General features: G+C 64.2%; 15 protein-coding genes and 1 tRNA gene. 5 read left to right on the top strand and 11 right to left on the bottom strand.

Annotated features, from left to right (window positions below; genetic code table 11):
• Positions 1-2: 2 nt before the first annotated feature.
• Entirely contained in the window at positions 3-1,628 is a 1,626-nt protein-coding gene (locus FNJ84_RS02100) for an ABC transporter substrate-binding protein (RefSeq protein WP_143791249.1), read from the bottom strand.
• 247 nt (positions 1,629-1,875) lie between these two features.
• On the opposite strand from FNJ84_RS02100, the gene fahA reads away from it, so the two are divergent.
• Together fahA and FNJ84_RS02090 are read left to right on the top strand one after the other, a co-directional pair.
• The gene (gene fahA, locus FNJ84_RS02095; protein WP_143791248.1) at positions 1,876-3,156 is read left to right on the top strand and encodes a fumarylacetoacetase; all 1,281 of its coding nucleotides are present in this window, start codon (positions 1,876-1,878) and stop codon (positions 3,154-3,156) included.
• The gene (locus tag FNJ84_RS02090; protein ID WP_143791247.1) at positions 3,153-4,013 is read left to right on the top strand and encodes a fumarylacetoacetate hydrolase family protein; all 861 of its coding nucleotides are present in this window, start codon (positions 3,153-3,155) and stop codon (positions 4,011-4,013) included. The genes fahA and FNJ84_RS02090 overlap by 4 nt, the downstream gene beginning before the upstream one ends.
• A 75-nt stretch (positions 4,014-4,088) precedes the next feature.
• Here FNJ84_RS02090 and FNJ84_RS02085 read toward each other — a convergent pair.
• The 4 genes from FNJ84_RS02085 to ubiA all read right to left on the bottom strand — a co-directional run bounded on the left by FNJ84_RS02085 (position 4,089) and on the right by ubiA (position 7,850).
• Positions 4,089-4,165, bottom strand: a tRNA-Met gene (locus FNJ84_RS02085).
• 105 nt (positions 4,166-4,270) lie between these two features.
• On the bottom strand, positions 4,271-4,618 hold the full coding sequence (locus tag FNJ84_RS02080; protein WP_143791246.1) for a hypothetical protein: 348 nt from the start codon (positions 4,616-4,618) through the stop codon (positions 4,271-4,273).
• 17 nt (positions 4,619-4,635) lie between these two features.
• A complete protein-coding gene (locus FNJ84_RS02075; RefSeq protein WP_143791245.1) occupies positions 4,636-6,849 on the bottom strand; it encodes an OmpA family protein in 2,214 nt (737 codons plus the stop codon).
• A 62-nt stretch (positions 6,850-6,911) separates the two neighbouring features.
• Positions 6,912-7,850 carry a 4-hydroxybenzoate octaprenyltransferase gene (gene ubiA / locus FNJ84_RS02070; protein ID WP_143791244.1) on the bottom strand — a complete coding sequence of 313 codons (939 nt, stop codon included), beginning with the start codon at positions 7,848-7,850 and terminating at the stop codon, positions 6,912-6,914.
• A 14-nt stretch (positions 7,851-7,864) separates the two neighbouring features.
• On the opposite strand from ubiA, the gene FNJ84_RS02065 reads away from it, so the two are divergent.
• On the top strand, positions 7,865-8,587 hold the full coding sequence (locus tag FNJ84_RS02065) for a 16S rRNA (uracil(1498)-N(3))-methyltransferase (protein ID WP_143791243.1): 723 nt from the start codon (positions 7,865-7,867) through the stop codon (positions 8,585-8,587).
• Positions 8,588-8,791: 204 nt separating this feature from the next.
• Positions 8,792-8,977 carry a DUF1127 domain-containing protein gene (locus FNJ84_RS02060; RefSeq protein ID WP_143791242.1) on the top strand — a complete coding sequence of 62 codons (186 nt, stop codon included), beginning with the start codon at positions 8,792-8,794 and terminating at the stop codon, positions 8,975-8,977.
• Between the two features lie 86 nt (positions 8,978-9,063).
• Here FNJ84_RS02060 and FNJ84_RS02055 read toward each other — a convergent pair whose 3' ends face one another.
• The 6 genes from FNJ84_RS02055 to FNJ84_RS02030 form a co-directional block, all read right to left on the bottom strand.
• A complete protein-coding gene (locus FNJ84_RS02055) occupies positions 9,064-10,029 on the bottom strand; it encodes an alpha/beta hydrolase (RefSeq protein ID WP_143791241.1) in 966 nt (321 codons plus the stop codon).
• A complete protein-coding gene (locus FNJ84_RS02050) occupies positions 10,026-11,663 on the bottom strand; it encodes an ABC transporter ATP-binding protein (RefSeq protein WP_143791240.1) in 1,638 nt (545 codons plus the stop codon). Before FNJ84_RS02050 ends, FNJ84_RS02055 begins: the two co-directional genes overlap by 4 nt.
• A complete protein-coding gene (locus tag FNJ84_RS02045; RefSeq protein ID WP_143791239.1) occupies positions 11,660-12,475 on the bottom strand; it encodes an ABC transporter permease in 816 nt (271 codons plus the stop codon). The genes FNJ84_RS02050 and FNJ84_RS02045 overlap by 4 nt, the downstream gene beginning before the upstream one ends.
• Positions 12,472-13,431 carry an ABC transporter permease gene (locus FNJ84_RS02040; RefSeq protein WP_143791238.1) on the bottom strand — a complete coding sequence of 320 codons (960 nt, stop codon included), beginning with the start codon at positions 13,429-13,431 and terminating at the stop codon, positions 12,472-12,474. The genes FNJ84_RS02045 and FNJ84_RS02040 overlap by 4 nt, the downstream gene beginning before the upstream one ends.
• 12 nt (positions 13,432-13,443) lie before the next feature.
• Positions 13,444-15,027 (bottom strand): ABC transporter substrate-binding protein, encoded by a 1,584-nt coding sequence (locus FNJ84_RS02035; protein WP_143791237.1) that lies wholly within the window; start codon positions 15,025-15,027, stop codon positions 13,444-13,446.
• 133 nt (positions 15,028-15,160) lie between these two features.
• Positions 15,161-15,973, bottom strand: coding sequence for a hypothetical protein (locus FNJ84_RS02030; RefSeq protein WP_143791236.1), 813 nt, complete (start codon positions 15,971-15,973; stop codon positions 15,161-15,163).
• A 250-nt stretch (positions 15,974-16,223) separates the two neighbouring features.
• On the opposite strand from FNJ84_RS02030, the gene FNJ84_RS02025 reads away from it, so the two are divergent.
• Positions 16,224-17,708 carry an inorganic phosphate transporter gene (locus FNJ84_RS02025; RefSeq protein ID WP_143791235.1) on the top strand — a complete coding sequence of 495 codons (1,485 nt, stop codon included), beginning with the start codon at positions 16,224-16,226 and terminating at the stop codon, positions 17,706-17,708.
• Positions 17,709-17,760 lie beyond the last annotated feature (52 nt).

The following is a 17,760-nucleotide window of genomic DNA, read 5'->3' as shown; positions in this document are numbered from 1 at the left end:
TGTCACTGCTTGGGATAATGCAGCCGGCCCTGATCGTCCCAGCCATAGCCGGCATCCTCAAGGATCTTGCGCGCGGCTTCGACGTCAAAGGCGATTTCGGGCAGGTCGGGATTATACCAGATGCCGATCTGTTTCGGCACTGGCCCCTCGCCTGCGGGAACGGCAAAGCCAAGCCATCCCTCGATCGCGGCCCGGTCCTTGGCGGTCGCCGCGCGCAGCGCCTTGCGGAAGGCGATATCGGTAAAGGGTGCCTTCTGGTTGTTCAGCCAGACCAGCATCGAGCCGTGCGACGGGATTTCAAGGAAATCCAGCTGCTCGTTCTGCGCGGCCAGATCGCTCATCGCGGCGACGGGCAGGACCATGGTGGCGATGTCGCCGGTGCCTGACAGCATGGCCGAGCGGATGGCATCGGCCTGTCCAAGCGCCAGCCGGCGCAACCCGTCATATTCGGCGGCGTTGAAATGTTCCTTGAAGGTGTCAAGCTCGTGCGTTTCGTTCACCCGCCAGCTTTTGAACTTGAACGGACCCGAGCCGATGACGGCACCGTCAGCCACCACATCGCGCGCGATCTTGTCGCCTTCGTAATTGGCCCAGACATGTTCAGGCATGATGAAGGCATAGGGCAGCACGGTGGTGACAAAGGACGCATCCGGCGCCTTCAGCTTTACATTGAAGGTCAGGTCGTCGATCTTTTCGGCACCCGCCAGATTGGCGATGCGTGACGACATGGCGGGCGGCTGCAATTCGACGACGGTGTTCAGCGTATAGACCGCATCATCGGCCGTGACCGGTTCGCCATCGTGGAAGGTCATCCCCTCGCGCAGGGTGATCTTGACGGTTTGCGGATCAGTGAACTCCCACGCGGTTGCGGCCCATGGGATCGTCTCGCCCGCCGAATTGTTCTTGGCAAAGGTGTCATAGACAAAGCGGATCCACCCCACCGCGCCTTCCTCGGCCATGGGGTTATAGGTGGTGACATCCTCGTAATGTGCCCAGTCAAGGATGCGATCATCGGTTTTCGGCTTGGCCGAAAGCCAGGGGTCGATCAGCCCCTCATGCGCGGCGACAGGGGCCGGGCTGGTCACATTGTCCCATTTGTCGCTGTTCCACAGAATGCCATAGACGGTGTTGGTCGCCGGCCACCAGGGCATCTGGTCATAGAAATACTGCTGCGCCTCATGGACGGCTTTCAGGCGCTCATCCTGATTGATCAGCTCGCGCTGTTTCTGGACCATCGCGGTATAGGTTTCGTCGCACCATTTGGCGCCGTTGCGGCGTGCCCCGCAGGCACCCAGATCGTGCAACCAATAGGTCGGGTCCACCCGGTCGGGGTCGGCGCCGACGGTAAAGACGGCCATATCCTCCAGCCCGCCGCCGACGACGATGTTGGAAATGAAGCTGCTGAACTGGACTGGCTGCAACTGGAACGACAGGCCAAGCTTGGCCCATTCCTCGCTGAGAACACGGGCCGATTGTTCATACATCGGCCCCATATCGGCAGCGTAATACGCAACCTGGATCTCGGGCACGATCTCGCCAAGATCCTGGGCCATGGCGGCCCCGTGAACGGCGGTAAGTCCGGCTGACAGGCAGGCAAAGCCGGCCATCATTCTGAAGGTGGCGGTCATCTTGTTTGTTCCTCCCAAAACGCCAAGCCGTCCCTTTTCTGTGGCAAGGCGGTTCTGCGCTTGCCTGGTTCCTCCTCTCAGCTGGCGTGAGATAAAGGTGTATACAGTATTGCTATCTGTCAAACATTTTTTGCTTGATTTTTCAGCATGACTGCAAAAAGTGAATGCAATCTGAGAGAGTGCCGGGATGTTGCGGCACAGATCCGCGGCCCGTCCGGGCGCGTGCAATCACAATCAGGAGGAAGCCATGCAACGTTCCTGGGTCGCGGGGGCCAATGCGCCGGGCGGGGATTTTCCGGTGGCAAATCTGCCTTACGGGGTCTTTTCAACGGCCGGCAGCGGCCCGCGCTGTGGCGTCGCGATCGGGGATCGGGTGCTTGATCTGGCGGCGATGACCGAAGCGGGGCTGCTTGGACGGGATGCCGGCGAATGGGGCTTTCACGAGGCCGGAATCAACCGGTTCATGGCCGCAGGGCCAGCGGCCTGGGCGTGGCTGCGCAGAAGGCTGACCGACCTGCTGGCCGAGGATGGCACGCCCGAACTGCGCGACGATCCTGCCCGCTGCGAACAGGCGCTGATTTCGATGGATGATGCCCGGAATCATCTGCCGTTCCGGGTCGCCGGCTATACCGATTTCTATGCCGGGCGACAGCATGCCTTAAATTCCGGTTCGATCCTGCGCGGCCCCGCGAACGCGCTGACGCCGAACTGGTCGCATATCCCCATCGGCTATAACGGGCGTGCATCCACGGTCGTCGTTTCGGGAACGCCGCTGCGCCGCCCGATGGGGCAGGTGCGGGACGATGACGCCGACGGCCCGGAAATGGTCGCCTGCCGCCGTCTGGATATCGAGGTCGAATTCGGTGCCGTCGTCGCCCTGCCGACCGAGATGGGGCAGAACCTGTCGGTGGCCGAGGCCTGGGAACATCTGTTCGGCTTCGTGCTGATGAATGACTGGTCCGCGCGTGACATCCAGCGTTGGGAAAGCGTGCCGCTTGGCCCGTTTCAGGCCAAGGCTTTTGGCACCACGATCAGCCCCTGGGTGGTGACCCGCGCCGCATTGGAACCGTTTCGCAGGGGCGCGCCGGAACGCGACAACCCCCTGCTGCCCTATCTGCACGAACCCGCCGATTACTTCTTTGACCTGACGCTAGAGGCGCATCTGACCCCCTCCAACGGCAACGCCAGCCGGATCGTCAGCACCAATACGCGGCATCTCTATTACTCGGCCCCGCAACTTCTGGCGCATCATGCGGTGGGCGGCTGCCGCATGGAAACGGGCGATCTGCTGGGGTCCGGCACGATTTCCGGGCCCGAGCGTCAGACATTCGGCTGCCTGATGGAACAAAGCTGGGGCGGGCGCGACCCGATCCGGCTGGAACAGGGCGGCAGCCGGACCTTCCTTGAGGATGGCGACAGCGTCACCCTGACGGGTTGGGGCCAGCTGGAAGGGCACAGGATCGGCTTTGGCCGGTGCGAGGGCACCATCCTGCCCGCATTGCAACAGATTGGGAGTGGAAAGAGATGAAACTGTGCCGCTTTGACGATAACCGCCTTGGCGTGGTCCGGGGGAATTGTGTGCATGATGTCTCGGATGTGCTGGGGGTGCTGCCGCAAGTCCGTTATCCGCTGCCGGACCATGATCCGCTGATCGCGGCGCTGGACCAGCTGCGCCCCCGGATCGAGGCATTGGCCGATGCCGCCGATCCGATCCCGCTGGACCGGGTGCGGCTGCTGCCGCCGGTGGCCTCGCCGCGCAAGATCATCGGCGCGCCGGTAAACTATCGGCTGCATCTGGACGAGGCGCTTGCCGATGAGACGATCCATCACGGCACCAATATCATGCCGATCGACAAGGCCGGGCTGTTTCTGAAAGCCACCAGTTCGCTGATCGGCGCGGCCGAGCCGGTGACGATCCGTTTCCCCGATTCGCGCAACGACCACGAGATCGAGCTGGTCGCCATCATCGGCCGCAAGGCTGACCGCGTGTCGCGCGCGGCGGCGCTGGATCATGTGGCCGGCTATGCCATCGGGCTGGATATGACGGTGCGCGGCACGCAGGAACGCAGCATGCGGAAATCCTGCGACAGCTATACCGTGTTGGGGCCGTGGATGGTCACTGCCGACGAAATTGCCGACCCTTCGGCGCTGGAGATGGAACTGCGGGTCAACGGCGCCGTCCGGCAAAAGGCGCGGACCTCGGACATGATCCGCGACCTTTCCACGCTGATCGAACGGGCCTCGGCCTTCTATACGCTGATGCCGGGCGATCTGCTGTATACCGGCACGCCCGAAGGCGTCAGCGAGGTAAAGGCCGGGGATCGCATGATTGCCAGCATCGAGGGCATCGGTGCGATGACAGTTGCGATCAACGGGCCGGAATAACGCGACGTCGGTGTTGGCTTGCGGCAGACCGCCATGACGGATCTGTCGCGGTGCCGGATGGTCGTGGGGGGGAATTGGTAGCGGAGGAGGGACTCGAACCCCCGACACGCGGATTATGATTCCGCTGCTCTAACCAGCTGAGCTACTCCGCCATAGGCTGGGGCGATTTAGGACGCCCGCCGCGTCGGGTCAAGCGGTTTTCTTGCGCTTTTCTGTTGCGATGATGATGGGGCGCGCGATTGCGGCCCGCGCCTTGCCTAGCGGCCGGGCTGGGCGCGGTTCCGGGCCAGCTTGCGTTCGATATATTCGCGCAATTCCTCGATCTCGGACCGGCTTTCGCGCAACCCGTCCATGGCGGCGCGCAATTCGGCCTCGGTGCCGATCAGCTTGGACCGCAGCTCGGCTTCGCGTTCTTCAAGCCGGGCGACGGCTTCGTCGCGCTGTTCCTCGGCGTCGTGCAGTTGCTGGGCCATGCGGTCCAGTTCGCCCATATCGGCGCGTGTGGGGCGGGTCAGCCGATGCAGCAACCAGCTGGCGAACCAGCCCAGCACAAAGGCCGTGAACAGGATGATGGCCGTAACGGTTATGAATTCGGTGCGGTTCATCGGGCCTTCACATGGGGTTAGTCGGCGGTGGCTGCCTGATCCTCGGCCTGATCCTCTGGGCGTGGCTGGGGCCGGGGCGTGTCATCATCGGGGGTCTGCACCGGTAGCCTAACGTTTTCTTCATCGGCGTCCAGCGCGGCTTGCCCGGCCCCGGTCACGATCTCGGTGGCGCCGACAACCGCCGGCGACTGGACCGAGGGACCGGCGGGCACCGGCGCTGCCTCGCCGTCTGTGGCTGGCGGCATGTCGGCAGGGGGCATGTCGGCAGCGGGCTGGCCCGCGCCATCCGCGTCATCGGCAGCGGCCGCCTGATCGGCCGCCTGATCCGCCGACGGCTCGGCACTGTCGGTCGATGCGGGCGTTTCGGTTACACCCGACACCACCACCGGCTCGGGCAGCGGATCGCGCCGGACCGGGGATTCGGACAGCAGCCGGAACTCGATCCGGCGGTTGGCTTCGCGGCCTTCTTCGGTCTCGTTGCTGGCGATGGGCTGGCTTTCGCCATAGCCGCGCGAGGTCATGTTGGCCGTGTCGATCCCGGCCCCGGCCATCGCGGTCAGCACGGCCTGGGCGCGGGCGCGCGACAGATCGGCATTGAAGCCTTCGGAGCCTTGCGAATCGGTATGACCGCCCAGCTCGACCTGGAAAACCGTGCAATTCGTCATCGCCTCGGACAGGCGCGACAGGGTTTCGGCCGGATCGCCGGCGATGACGGATTTGTTCGGCTCGAACCCGATGGCCGATTCCGCCATGATGGTGTTCAGCGACGCGACGCATTCGGCGCCACTTGGCAGCCCCAGCAGCGGATCAAGCCGCTCGTCATAGCGGATCGCCAGTTCATATTGCGCCCCCGCGCCAAGCCGGTGCGACAAAGAGGCCGCCGCCCGGTCTGAGGCCTGACGGTCGCCCGACGTGCCGGTGATCCGCATCATGTCCGGCGTGACGGTGACGGATCCGTTGGTCAGCGCCGTCATCGCCTCTAGCGCGGCGATGACGCGTACGGTCCAGCCGGCGGGCACGCTGTCATCGGTGCGCAGCGTGCTTTCCATCTTATCGAAACGGGCGCTGGCAAAGCTGTCGACGGCTTCGCGCATGCGTTCATCGGTGATTCGGCCACGCATGAAAAGCGTATGATCGGGCGCGACGCTGGCCAGGAACTCGGCCGGGCCGGCATCGGTATTCTGCGGCTGTTGCAGTTCAGCCTGAAGCGAAAAGACCGTGGGCAGGGCCTGCTCCAGCCGGCCAGCGGCGGCATCGAAGACGTCGCGATCGACCGAGGCCGGCACATATAGCGCGACATCGGCATCCGACAGGGTGACGGTGCCGGCGCCGATTTCCGCAACGGCGGCAATGGCGCTGACGGCTGCATCGGCCCAATCGGGCGAGGGCGAGCCAAGCCCGATGGTGCAGCCGGCCGGCCCGCCAACACCTGCGGCGCGCGCCGCAGCAAGGATGCGGTCGCGGCCTTCGTCATCCTCGGCGGCGCAGGCGTCAAACCGCGGGCCATCCTCGTCGATCAGAAAGCGCAGGGTAAAGGGGGCGATGACCGGGCGCGGGGCCGAGATCTTGCTGATCAGCACCAGATCCTTGGGCTTGATCCGCCGCAGCCCGGTTTCCAGCCGTGCCTTTTCGGCGGCGCTGTCGGTGATGGCATCCACAGCAACCCGCCCCGGCGCGACCGAGATCTTGGCCCGCCGGGCCAGTTGCGTGGCCCGCAGACCGTAATCCAGCGCCTCGGTCCAGCCTTCGGGCACGGGGAAATCGGCGGCCTCCAGCAGATCGGTGACCTGTGGCGCGGCGGTTTCGCTTTGCAGCAGGCGGACCACCGCCAGCCTGTCGGTTTCAGTGGGCACCAGTCCGATCAGCGAGATGCCCTCGTCATTGCGCAATAACTCGACGGCGAAATCGGGCGGCTCGATCGCATCGGGGCGGGCCACCTGCATCTCGTCCACGATGCGGCTTTGGTCCACGACGGCCGCGACCTGGGTGATGGCACGGAACCGCTGCACCTCGTTCGGGGCGGTGCCGGACAGCTGAACCTGCAAGCCGTTGGTGGCAACATCGGTCCAGTCATAGCCCCCTGCGCTCAATGCCAGGCTGACATCCTGCAACGATCGCTGTTCGATGAACCGCGCAGTCGCGGTCGCCGCCATCCAGCACAGCCCTCCGGCACCGGCAAGGACCACGATGGTAGCAAGGGCTGTCGAACGTCGATGCGGGTCGTCAGTCATATACGGGATTTCAGGCTGTTGCGGGATTTGCCCGGTCTAGCGGCAGGACCGGGTCTGCGCAATCAAACCAGCCCGGCAATGGCAAGAAACAGCGCAAGGATCAGCCCGGCATCGCGGTTGGACCTGAACAGCCGCAGACAGCCGGAATTGTCTTTGAGATCAAAGCGCCACCATTGCCAGGTCAGATGTGCGGCAAAGCCGGCAAGCCCGATCAGGCCGATCACCAGCCCCTCACCCGTCAGCACGATTGCGAGAGCCAGCAGCACGACCGCCAGCGATCCGAATCCCAGCAGGATGGTGGGGCTGTTGTCGCCAAACAGCCGCGCGGTGGATTTCACCCCGATCAGCGCGTCATCCTCGGCATCCTGATGGGCATAGATCGTGTCATAGAAGATGGTCCAGGCGATGCCGCCCAGCCAGGCGGCAAAGGGCGCCGCATCGACGCGGCCGGTATGGGCGGCATAGGCCAGCAGCACGCCCCAGTTGAAGGCAAAGCCCAGAAACACCTGTGGCCACCAGGTAAAGCGCTTGGCAAAAGGATAGATCGCCACCAGCGCCAGCGAGGCAAAGCCCAGCAGGATCGCCGTTCGCCCAAGCGTCAGCAGGATCAGAAAACTGATCCCGGCCTGCACACCCATCCAGATGGCCGCGCCCCGGACCGTGACCTGGCCCGACGGAATCGGCCGCGACCGCGTGCGTGCGACGCTGCCGTCGATGTCGCGGTCGGTGATGTCGTTCCAGGTGCAGCCCGCCCCGCGCATCAGCAGCGCACCGATGCCGCAGGCGATGGCGATCCACAGGTCGAACCAGCGCGGGCCTTCGGCCATCATCGCCAGCCCTACCCCCCACCAGCAGGGCAGCAGCAGCAGCCATGTGCCGATCGGCCGGTCGGCGCGTGACAGGCGCAGCCAGGGCCGCCAGGATTCGGGCGCATAGGCGTCGACCCAGTTGCCCGGCGGGGCATCCGCGACGAAGGCTGGTCTTTCCGGCTGGGTTTGCATAGCGTCTGCCCATCATGGCGAAGGTTCGACTGTTCATAGATCACCCGCTGGCAGCGGGACAACCCGTGCCGCTGGATGCGGCGCAGGCGCATTACCTTTCAGGGGTGATGCGCCTGGGCGCGGGTGACGAGATTGCCGTGTTCAACGGCAGCGATGGCGAATGGTCCGCGCGGATCACTCAGGCCGGAAAGCGCGGGGGCGAATTGCTGGCGCTGGCCCGGACCGCCCCGCAGCGGAATCCGCCCGATCTGTGGCTGCTTTTCGCGCCGATCAAGAAGGCGCGGACCGATTTCATCGTCGAAAAGGCGGCCGAGCTGGGCGCCGCGCGCATCCTGCCTGTGCAGACCGATTTCACCAATTCCGAACGCATCCGCCAGGATCGTCTGCAAGCCCATGCCGTCGAGGCCGCCGAGCAATGCGGTGGCACCTTTGTCCCTGCCGTCACCGATCTGGCACCGTTGTCGCGCCTGTTGGATGGTTGGGATCCTGCGCGGCGGATCCTCTGGGCTGACGAGGCCGCCGCCGGGCCGGCGGAATCCCTGGCGGGGCTGACACCCGGCCCCTGGGCGGTGCTGATCGGCCCCGAAGGTGGCTTTTCCGATGCCGAACGGGGGCGCCTGCGTGCCTTGCCTTACGTCAATCGGGTCAGCCTGGGGCCTCGGATATTGCGGGCCGATACGGCAGCCGTGGCCGCGCTGGCCTTGTGGCAGTCAGCGATCGGGGACTGGAAATCCTAGGAAATCAACCGCTTCCCGCAGCAGATTTGTTTGCGATAACGCTGCATCGCGGAAAGTTTAAACATATTGTAAACAGTTGTTTATGCGCTGTGTGCAAGGCGGCTTTGACGCGGTGTCTGTAGAACTGTGCAGGTGCAGCATTTATCTTTCTTCCTGTGAAAACGGCCCGACCCATCGGGACGCCACATCGAAGGACATAGACAGATGACAGCCATTGCCACGAATAACGGCGCCGCTATCGAGACGCTGTTCACCGAGATTGCCGCTCGCTTTCGCAGCTGGAACGCCCGTCGGCGCACGCGCGGCGAACTGAACCAGCTTTCGGAACGCCAGCTGGAAGACATCGGCATGTGCCGCGCCGATATCGACACGGTCGTGAGCGCCCTCTGACATGCGACCAGACGGCAGGACGACCAAACCCGACCGAACCCCCATCGACCGATAAGGCGTGGGGGTTTTTCTTTGCCCGTCCGGGTCTAGCCGGCAGCGGTGTTGCGGCCAGTTTCAAGGCCCGAGCGGATCGCGGCGCAGATGAAATCAAAGCTGGCGCGGGCAAGCGTGCTGGCATGCCGGGCGCGCAGATAGCCGTGAACCAGCTGCGCCTCGTTGCGCAGGATGGTGTCCACACCCGCCGCTTTCAGCCGGGCCGCATAGATCACCCCGTCATCGCGCACCGGATCCAGATCCGCAGTGATGATGACCGCAGGCGGCAGGCCCGCCAGATCGGTTTCCAGCAGCGGCACCAGATCCTTGTGCTTGCGCGCCAGTGAGGGATCGCCGCCGGTGACGGTCCGGGTGAAGTTGCGGCAATCCGCCGTGGTCAGCAATGGCCCGTCGCGATTGTCGCTATAGGATTGCGGCATCTGGTCGCCGGCCAGCGCATCACCAACCAGCCAGGGATAGATCAGCACCTGCGACAGCGGCATCGGCCCGCCCAGATCGCGCATTCGCAGGCACAGGCCGGCCGCAAGATTGGCCCCGGCGCTGTCGCCGATCACCACGCCGGTCCTGCCCGATGCGGTCAGCGCCATCCAGACGGCCTGTGTGTCATCCTGCTGGGCCGGATAGATATGTTCGGGGGCCAGCCGGTAATCGGCCGAAAAGACCTGTGCCCCGCTATCCGCCGCGATCTCGGCGCAGATGTCGTCATGGCTGTCCAGCGAGCCAAGGACAAAGCCGCCACCATGCAGATACAGCACAAAGGGCCGCGCCCCGGCATCGCCGCCCGGATCGTAGCAGCGCAGCGGCACGCCACTTGCCAGCCCGTCGGTGACTGTCAGGCCAGCGGGGCGAGGGGCGCGGAAAAGGGCGCACATGTGATTGTAATAGGTCCGGGTCTCGACCGGGCCGCCGGTCGCGGTCGCGGCTGCGGGCGGATAGGCGGCCTTGGTCCGGGTGACGAAGGCAAGAATTTCGGCGTCGGTCAGCGCGGTTTCGGTCATTCGCCACCCGCCTCGATCCGGCGATGGGCGACGACCTGCTCCAGCCAGCCGGGGCGCATTTCGGGGACCGAGCTTAGCAGCAGGTCGGTATAATCGTCGAAGGGCGGCGACAGCACCTGTGATTTCGGACCATAGCGCACGACCTTGCCGCGATGCATCACCGCGATGGAATCGGAGATGGCGCGAACGGTGGCAAGGTCGTGGGTGATGAACAGATAGGCGACCTGCCGATCCTTTTGCAGTTGCAACAACAGCTTCAGGATTCCATCCGCGACCAAGGGGTCCAGCGCGCTGGTCACCTCGTCGCAGATGATCAGCTTTGGTTCGGCGGCAAGGGCACGGGCGATGCAGACGCGCTGTTTCTGGCCGCCCGACAGCTCGGCCGGATAGCGGTCCAGAAAATCTGCGCCCATCTCGATCTGGTCCAGCAGCGCGACGACCCGGTCGCGGCGCTGGCGCCCCTTCAGGCCGAAATAGAATTGCAGCGGCCGGCCGATGATCGTCTCGACCGTCTGGCGCGGGTTCATCGCCACATCGGCCATCTGATAGATCATCTGCAACTGCCGCAGATCCTGGCGCGGGCGCTGGCGCTGTGCGGGCGTCAGGTCATGCCCGTCGAACCCGATCCTGCCTGAACGCGGTGGCAGAAGTCCGGTGATCACGCGCGCCAGCGTCGATTTGCCCGACCCGCTTTCGCCCACAATGGCCAGCGTCTGACCGGGCGACAGGGCGACATTGATGTCCGACAGCACGTCGTCATGCATGCCGGAATAGCGGGCGCTGATCCCGTCAACCGACAGCACGGGCGTCGGCGTGGGGGGCTGTTCGTCGTGGCGGATCTCGCGCACGGAAACCAGCGCGCGGGTATAATCCTGCCGGGGTGCGTTGATGATCTGATCGGTGGCGCCATGTTCGACCATCTCGCCATGGCGCAGCACCATGATGTCATCGGCGACCTGCGCGACAACCGCCAGATCATGCGTGATGTACAAAGCTGCCACCCCGGTCAGCGCGATCACGTCCTTGATTGCCTTCAGCACGTCGATCTGGGTGGTCACGTCCAGCGCCGTGGTCGGTTCGTCGAACACCACCAGATCTGGCTCGGGACACAGCGCCAGCGCGGTCATGCAGCGCTGCAACTGGCCGCCCGACACCTGATGCGGATAGCGCTGGCCGATCCGTTCCGGGTCGGGCAGGCCCAGCTTGCCAAACAGGTCGATCGCCCGGGCCTGGGCCTGTTGGCGGGTGAATTTGCCATGCAGGATGGCGGCCTCGGTCACCTGTTCCAGAATGCGCCGCGACGGGTTGAACGAGGCGGCGGCCGATTGCGAGACATAGGTGACCTCATTCCCGCGCAGGCGCCGCAAACCGGAATCGCGCAGCGTCAGCACATCGCGGCCATTGACCAGAACCTGACCGCCGGTGATGCGCACCCCGCCCCGGCCATAGGCCATCGCTGCCAGGCCGATGGTCGACTTGCCGGCCCCGGATTCCCCGATCAGCCCCAGCACCTTGCCGCGTTGCAGATCCAGATCGACGCCCTTGACGATCTGGATTTCACGGGCGGCTTCGCCGGGCGGATAGACCGTGGCGTCGATGCGCAGGTCGCGAATCTTCAGAAGGGGTTCGGTCATCCGCGGCCGCCTTTCAGGCTGGAGGTGCGGCTTAGCACCCAATCAGCGATCAGGTTCACGCTGATCGCCAGCGCGGCGATGGCCACGGCAGGCCACAGCGCCGCGCCGATGCCATAGACGATGCCATCCTTGTTTTCCTTCACGATCCCGCCCCAGTCGGCGGCGGGGGGCTGCACGCCAAGGCCAAGAAATGACAGGGTCGAGACGAACAGCACGATGAAGATGAAGCGCAGCCCCATTTCCGCCACCAGAGGCGACAGCGCGTTTGGCAGGATCTCGCGAAAGACGATCCACATCCGGCCCTCGCCGCGCAGGCGGGCGGCCTCGACATAATCCATCACGGCAATGTCGACGGCGACGGATCGCGACAGGCGGTAGACGCGGGTGGCCTCTAGCAACCCGATGACGATGATCAGAACCGGCATGGTGACCGGCATGACCGACAGGATGACCAGCGCAAAGATCAGCGGCGGAATCGCCATCAGCACATCGACACAGCGTGACATGACCTGATCGACCCAACCACCGACGGTCGCCGCCGTCAGCCCCAGAAAGGTGCCGGTGACAAAGCTGATCGCGGTGGCCAGCGTGGCAACAAAGATCGTCGTTCGCCCGCCGTAGATCAGCCGCGTCAACAGATCGCGTCCGATATTGTCTGTGCCCAGCAGGTGTTCGGCCGAGGCCGGTTCCCACACGTCGCCGACAATTTCCGACGGGCCATAGGGCGCGATCACCGGCGCAAGGATGGCGGCGGCGAAGAACAGGCCTGTGATCAGCAGACCCAGCAGCGCGGCAAGGGGGATCCGCCTCATTTCGGGTGCCTCAGTCGCGGATTGGCGATGATCGCGACGATATCGGCCACCATGTTCAGCAGGATATAGACCGAGGCAAAGATCAGCCCGCAGGCCTGCACCACGGGCACATCGCGCTTGGCCACGTGATCGACCAGGAACTGCCCCATGCCGGGATAGACGAAAACCACCTCGACCACGACGACGCCGACCACCAGATATGCCAGGTTCAGCATCACCACGTTGACCACCGGCGCGATGGCGTTGGGGAAGGCGTGACGCCAGATGATGCGGAACATGCCCAGCCCCTTCAGCTCGGCCGTTTCGATATAGGCCGACTGCATCACGTTCAGGATCGCTGCGCGGGTCATGCGCATCATATGGGCCAGCACCACCAGCACCAGAACCGCGACGGGCAGCGCAATGGCCTGCAACCGCGCCAGAAACGGCATGCCTTCGGTGACCATGGAAACCGAGGGTGCCCAGCCCAGCATCACCCCGAAATAGAACATCAGCACATAGCCGATCAGAAATTCCGGCACCGAGATCGCCGCCAGCGACAGCCCCGAGATCAGCTTGTCAGGCCAGCGATTGCGATAAAGAACCGAGATCAGCCCCAGAAATATGGCCAGCGGCACGGCGATGATCGCGGCGCATCCGGCCAGAAACAGCGTATTGCCCAATCGCTGCCCGATCGCCTGGGCAATGTCGCGGCCATTGGTCAGCGAGGTGCCCAGGTCGCCCCGCAGCACGCCCCCAAGCCAGTTCAGATAGCGGGTGTGGGCGGGCTGATTCAGCCCCAGTTCCTGCCGCAGGTTTTCCAGCGCCTGCGGCGTGGCCGAGCGGCCCAGGATCGACTGGGCCACGTCACCTGGCAGAATCTGCGTGCCCAGAAAGATCAGGATCGAGACCAGAAACAGCAAAAGCAGGCTCAGCGCAACGCGCTGAGCCAGGATCTTCAGGATAAGCGGATTCACTAGCGCGACCTGTCAGGCGAACCAGCATTTGCTGGGCGAAAGCCCGTTCATCAATTCCAGCACGCCGTTTTCTTCCCAGCCCTGAACATCGTCGCGGACGCCCTCGACGAAATCGTTGAACATGGGCAGGATCAGTCCGCCATCATCGCGCAGGATCATCGCCATCTGGCTGTAAAGCTGTTTGCGCTTGTCCTGATCCAACTCGCCGCGGGCCTCGACCAGCAGGCGGTCGAACTCGGCATTGTTGAAGCGGGTGTCGTTCCAGTCCGCCGTCGACAGATAGCCGGTCGAATACATCTGGTCCTGCACGGGGCGGCCGCTCCAATACGAGGCGCAGAAGGGCTGCTTGTTCCAGACCTCGGACCAATACCCATCGTCCGGCTCGCGCTTGATCTCGATCGGGATGCCGGCGGCGGCGGCGCTTTGCTGGAACAGCTGTGCCGCGTCGACGGCGCCGGGAAAGGCCGCCTCGGCTGTGCGCAGCACGATCGGCGTGCCGTCATGGCCGGACTTCTTGTAGAATTCGGCCGCCTGTTCGGGGTCATAGACGCGCTGCGGCAGGTCCGCGTCGAACAGCGGATAGGCAGCGTTGATCGGAATGTCATTGCCGACGGTGCCATAGCCTTGCAGGATCTTTTCGACCATCTCCTCGCGGTTGACGGCCAGTTTCAGCGCCATGCGCAGATCGGCATTGTCAAAGGGCGCGGTGTCGCAATGCATGACAAAGACGTTATGCCCGCGGCCGGCTACGCGCTTGACCTGCAAGCCGGGCGCGCGTGACAGCAGCGCCGCGACCTTGGGGTCGACCTTGTTGATGATATGGACCTGACCCGATTGCAGCGCCGCGTTGCGGGCGGTGGCATCATTGATGACGACCATTTCCACGCCCTCGAAATGGCCCCGGCTGTCATCCCAGTAATTCGCGAATTTCTCGAACACATGGCGCACGCCGGGTTCGTTCGCGGTGACCCTGTAGGCGCCGGTGCCGATGCCGGCGGCCGGGTCGTCCATGCCGCCATTGGGCTGGATGGCCAGCTGATAGGTCGACATCAGATAGGGCAGGTCGGCATTGGCCGTCGTGCTTTCGATGATGAAATTATCGCCATCGACGCGCATATCCGCGATGCCCTGCATCACCCCAAGCGCGCCGGATTTGGTGTTCTCGTCCGAATGCCGCCGCATGGTCGCCAGCACGTCATCGGGGGTCAGGGTCTTGCCGTCATGGAACTCTACCCCCTTGCGGATACGGAACACCCAGGTCTTTGCATCCGCGCCCGGCTCGACCGCCTCGGCAAGGCGGTAATCCAGGCTGCCATCGGCGTTGACATCGACCAGTGTTTCGCCAAAGCAGCGGGTAAAGTGGAAGGGCACCTGACTAAGCGCCGCCGCCGGGTCCAGCGAGTTCGTGCTTTCGCCGCCGCCCAGACCCATCTTCAAGACGCCGCCCTGCACCGGCTGCGCCCGCGCAACGCCGGCCAGCAACCCGTTGGCCGCCACCGCACCGATGCCAAGCGCGCTGGCACGGCCAAGGAAATCGCGCCGCGACATGCCGCCCAGGCGGGTCAGTCGGGCAAGGCGTTGTAGTTCATCAGTCATTTCGGTGGCTCCCTGAGATCTTGTTTTTTTATCTTGCCGCCCGGTTCCGGGCGTGGTGGCCAACAGTAATGCCGGGCATCTGCAAAGCAACCGTTTTAAGCGAATGCGTCAGGGAAACGCTGCGGCGGGTCTGTCAGAGACAGCGATACCTGCCGTTTTCGTCGCAAAGCCAAAGCACTTGCAGGTGCCATTGGCCGGCGGCACGAAACAACTCGTAAGTGTAGTCATGCGTGATGAAGTCAAACTTGCGATCCTGAAACCGGGTCCGAACTTCGGCGGTATCGCCGGTTTCATGGACGGAAATGATGGTTTCCTGATCGGGCGTGTGGTCGGCGTCGGACCCATAGGCAATGCCTTGATAGGTCTTGTCCGGCAGGCAATAGCGAGTGATCAGATTGTCATAGGCCTGACGCTGGTTCCAACGGGCCTCGGGATCGTCGATCTGGCTTTCTGCAAAAGCGTAATCGTTCCAGATTTCATAGTCCCTGATGAAGTCTTGAACCAGCGCGCTGGCGTCTGACCAGACCGGGCGGCCGTCGCGGGACATCGCGCGGGCCTCGTCGGGGAAGGTGTCGCCGACGATCCGGTGAAAATCCTGAACTGGGTTTTCCGTCAAAGGCAGGAATGCGCCCTGCACCTGATAATCAAGGCGCAGAACGGCCTTTTGGCCGCGCCGCCGGACGATGACGCAGGCCGATTTGAAGGTCTTGCGCCGGAACAGCCCCGATTTCTGGCTGGTCTGTCGCGCCAGCTGCGCAAACTGTTCGAACGGCGCCGCGCCTGCCTTCAATTCGGTGCGGATTTCCAGCCGGCGACCGCCGAAGATATAGGCGACGATCTTGTCCCCGTCCGGCATCAGCGCGGCGAATGTCCAATCGGGAAGCTTGTTTCGGGCGATAGCGATCGCGGCACCGCCCAGGGCCTGCACCAATTGATCCGATGACATTGCAAACCCTCAATACTGACAACCGGGAAAAACCATATCGGTCACGGAAGAATAACCGACCCAGAATGGCGGGTATCGTGGCCTTGCGCAATTGCTGCGGGCACGAAAGACCGGGGCGCCAGCGGCTGAAAGCCTTACCTCGACATTTCCCCGTAAATGTTCAAATAAGCGCCGCGCCGCCGTCCCGTCGGGCGGAATCGGGCGGAATAAAGTGGCGCGGGCCGCGTTGGCGTGCAAAACGGAGGACATCATGACCCGGATCGAAGACGAAGCCCGACATCTTGAAACGCTGGATCGCGACCTTGGGCGCTTTTCCACGCTGGAGGCCTCGGCCGCCTATGCCACCCGACCCCTGGTCGCGCCTGGTATCGCCTTTGTCTTTGTCGTGCTGGCGGCGCTGCTGGCGGCACTGTTTTTCGGACAGTCCGGCAATACGCTGATTGTCGTCGCAGCCGCAGCCTTTGGCGCCTATATGGCGCTGAACATCGGCGCCAATGACGTGGCCAACAACATGGGTCCGGCGGTGGGGGCCAATGCGCTGACGATGGGCGGGGCCATCACCATCGCCGTGATCTTTGAAAGCGCGGGCGCGCTGATCGCGGGCGGCGATGTGGTGTCGACCATCGCCAAGGGCATCGTCGCGCCCGAGGCCATGGCCTCGAACGAGGTTTTCATGTGGGCGATGATGGCGGCGCTGCTGTCCTCGGCGCTTTGGGTGAACCTGGCGACCTGGATCGGCGCGCCGGTGTCGACCACGCATTCGGTCGTGGGCGGCGTCATGGGGGCGGGGATCGCCTCGGCCGGGCTGGCGGTCGTCAACTGGTCGACGATGGGCGCGATTGCCGCCAGCTGGGTCATCTCGCCCTTGCTGGGCGGGCTGATCGCGGCGGGTTTCCTGTGGTTCATCAAGGCCCGGATCATCTATCAGGACGACAAGATCGCCGCTGCGCGTGTCTGGGTGCCGGTGCTGGTGGGCATCATGGGCGGGGTGTTCGCGGCCTATCTGGCGCTGAAGGGGCTGAAGCAGCTGGTGGATCTGTCCATGGGGCAGGCGCTGCTGGTCGGTCTGGTTCTGGGCCTGGTAATCTGGGCGGTGATGATCCCGGTCGTGCGCCGCCAGTCGGAAGGGCTGAGCAACCGCAACAAGTCGCTGAAAGTGCTGTTCGGGATTCCGCTGATCGTCTCGGCCGCGCTGTTGAGTTTTGCTCATGGCGCCAATGACGTGGCCAATGCGGTCGGCCCGCTGGCCGCCATCGTCCATGCGGCGCAATCGGGCAGTCATGATGGCGCGGTTGGCATTCCGGTCTGGGTCATGCTGATCGGCGCCTTTGGCATCTCGTTCGGGCTGTTCCTGTTCGGCCCCAAGCTGATCCGCATGATCGGCAACCAGATTACCAAGCTGAACCCGATGCGCGCCTATTGCGTGGCGCTGTCGGCGGCGCTGACGGTGATCGTGGCCAGCTGGCTGGGCCTGCCGGTCAGTTCAACCCATATCGCGGTGGGCGGCGTGTTCGGCGTCGGCTTCTTCCGCGAATGGGATGCCGAGCGGCGCCTGCGCATGGCCCGGCAGGCCGTGCCTGACCGGCCGGTGCTGGCCCCCGAGGAACGCCGCCGCCGCAAGCTGGTGCGCCGGTCGCATTTCATGACCATCATTGCCGCCTGGGTCATCACCGTGCCTGCCGCCGCGGGCCTGTCGGCTGCGATCTTTCTGGTGATCAACGCCATCGCAGGCTGATCCGCGCCGGGGTGACATTGCCTCCTGCGCTGCGTATAGGTCGGGCTGATCG

Source organism: Paracoccus sp. M683 (genome assembly GCF_007096355.1).
Lineage (GTDB): Bacteria > Pseudomonadota > Alphaproteobacteria > Rhodobacterales > Rhodobacteraceae > Paracoccus.
Note: the sequence above shows the minus strand (reverse complement) of the source record. Positions and strands in the feature narration are given on the sequence as shown.

Bases quoted from the DNA above. Each gene is read 5' to 3' on its own strand.
- FNJ84_RS02100 (WP_143791249.1), bottom strand. From the start codon at position 1,628: ATGACCGCCACCTTCAGAATGATGGCCGGCTTTGCCTGCCTGTCAGCC.
- fahA (WP_143791248.1), top strand. From the start codon at position 1,876: ATGCAACGTTCCTGGGTCGCGGGGGCCAATGCGCCGGGCGGGGATTTT.
- FNJ84_RS02090 (WP_143791247.1), top strand. From the start codon at position 3,153: ATGAAACTGTGCCGCTTTGACGATAACCGCCTTGGCGTGGTCCGGGGG.
- FNJ84_RS02080 (WP_143791246.1), bottom strand. From the start codon at position 4,618: ATGAACCGCACCGAATTCATAACCGTTACGGCCATCATCCTGTTCACG.
- FNJ84_RS02075 (WP_143791245.1), bottom strand. From the start codon at position 6,849: ATGACTGACGACCCGCATCGACGTTCGACAGCCCTTGCTACCATCGTG.
- ubiA (WP_143791244.1), bottom strand. From the start codon at position 7,850: ATGCAAACCCAGCCGGAAAGACCAGCCTTCGTCGCGGATGCCCCGCCG.
- FNJ84_RS02065 (WP_143791243.1), top strand. From the start codon at position 7,865: ATGGCGAAGGTTCGACTGTTCATAGATCACCCGCTGGCAGCGGGACAA.
- FNJ84_RS02060 (WP_143791242.1), top strand. From the start codon at position 8,792: ATGACAGCCATTGCCACGAATAACGGCGCCGCTATCGAGACGCTGTTC.
- FNJ84_RS02055 (WP_143791241.1), bottom strand. From the start codon at position 10,029: ATGACCGAAACCGCGCTGACCGACGCCGAAATTCTTGCCTTCGTCACC.
- FNJ84_RS02050 (WP_143791240.1), bottom strand. From the start codon at position 11,663: ATGACCGAACCCCTTCTGAAGATTCGCGACCTGCGCATCGACGCCACG.
- FNJ84_RS02045 (WP_143791239.1), bottom strand. From the start codon at position 12,475: ATGAGGCGGATCCCCCTTGCCGCGCTGCTGGGTCTGCTGATCACAGGC.
- FNJ84_RS02035 (WP_143791237.1), bottom strand. From the start codon at position 15,027: ATGACTGATGAACTACAACGCCTTGCCCGACTGACCCGCCTGGGCGGC.
- FNJ84_RS02030 (WP_143791236.1), bottom strand. From the start codon at position 15,973: ATGTCATCGGATCAATTGGTGCAGGCCCTGGGCGGTGCCGCGATCGCT.
- FNJ84_RS02025 (WP_143791235.1), top strand. From the start codon at position 16,224: ATGACCCGGATCGAAGACGAAGCCCGACATCTTGAAACGCTGGATCGC.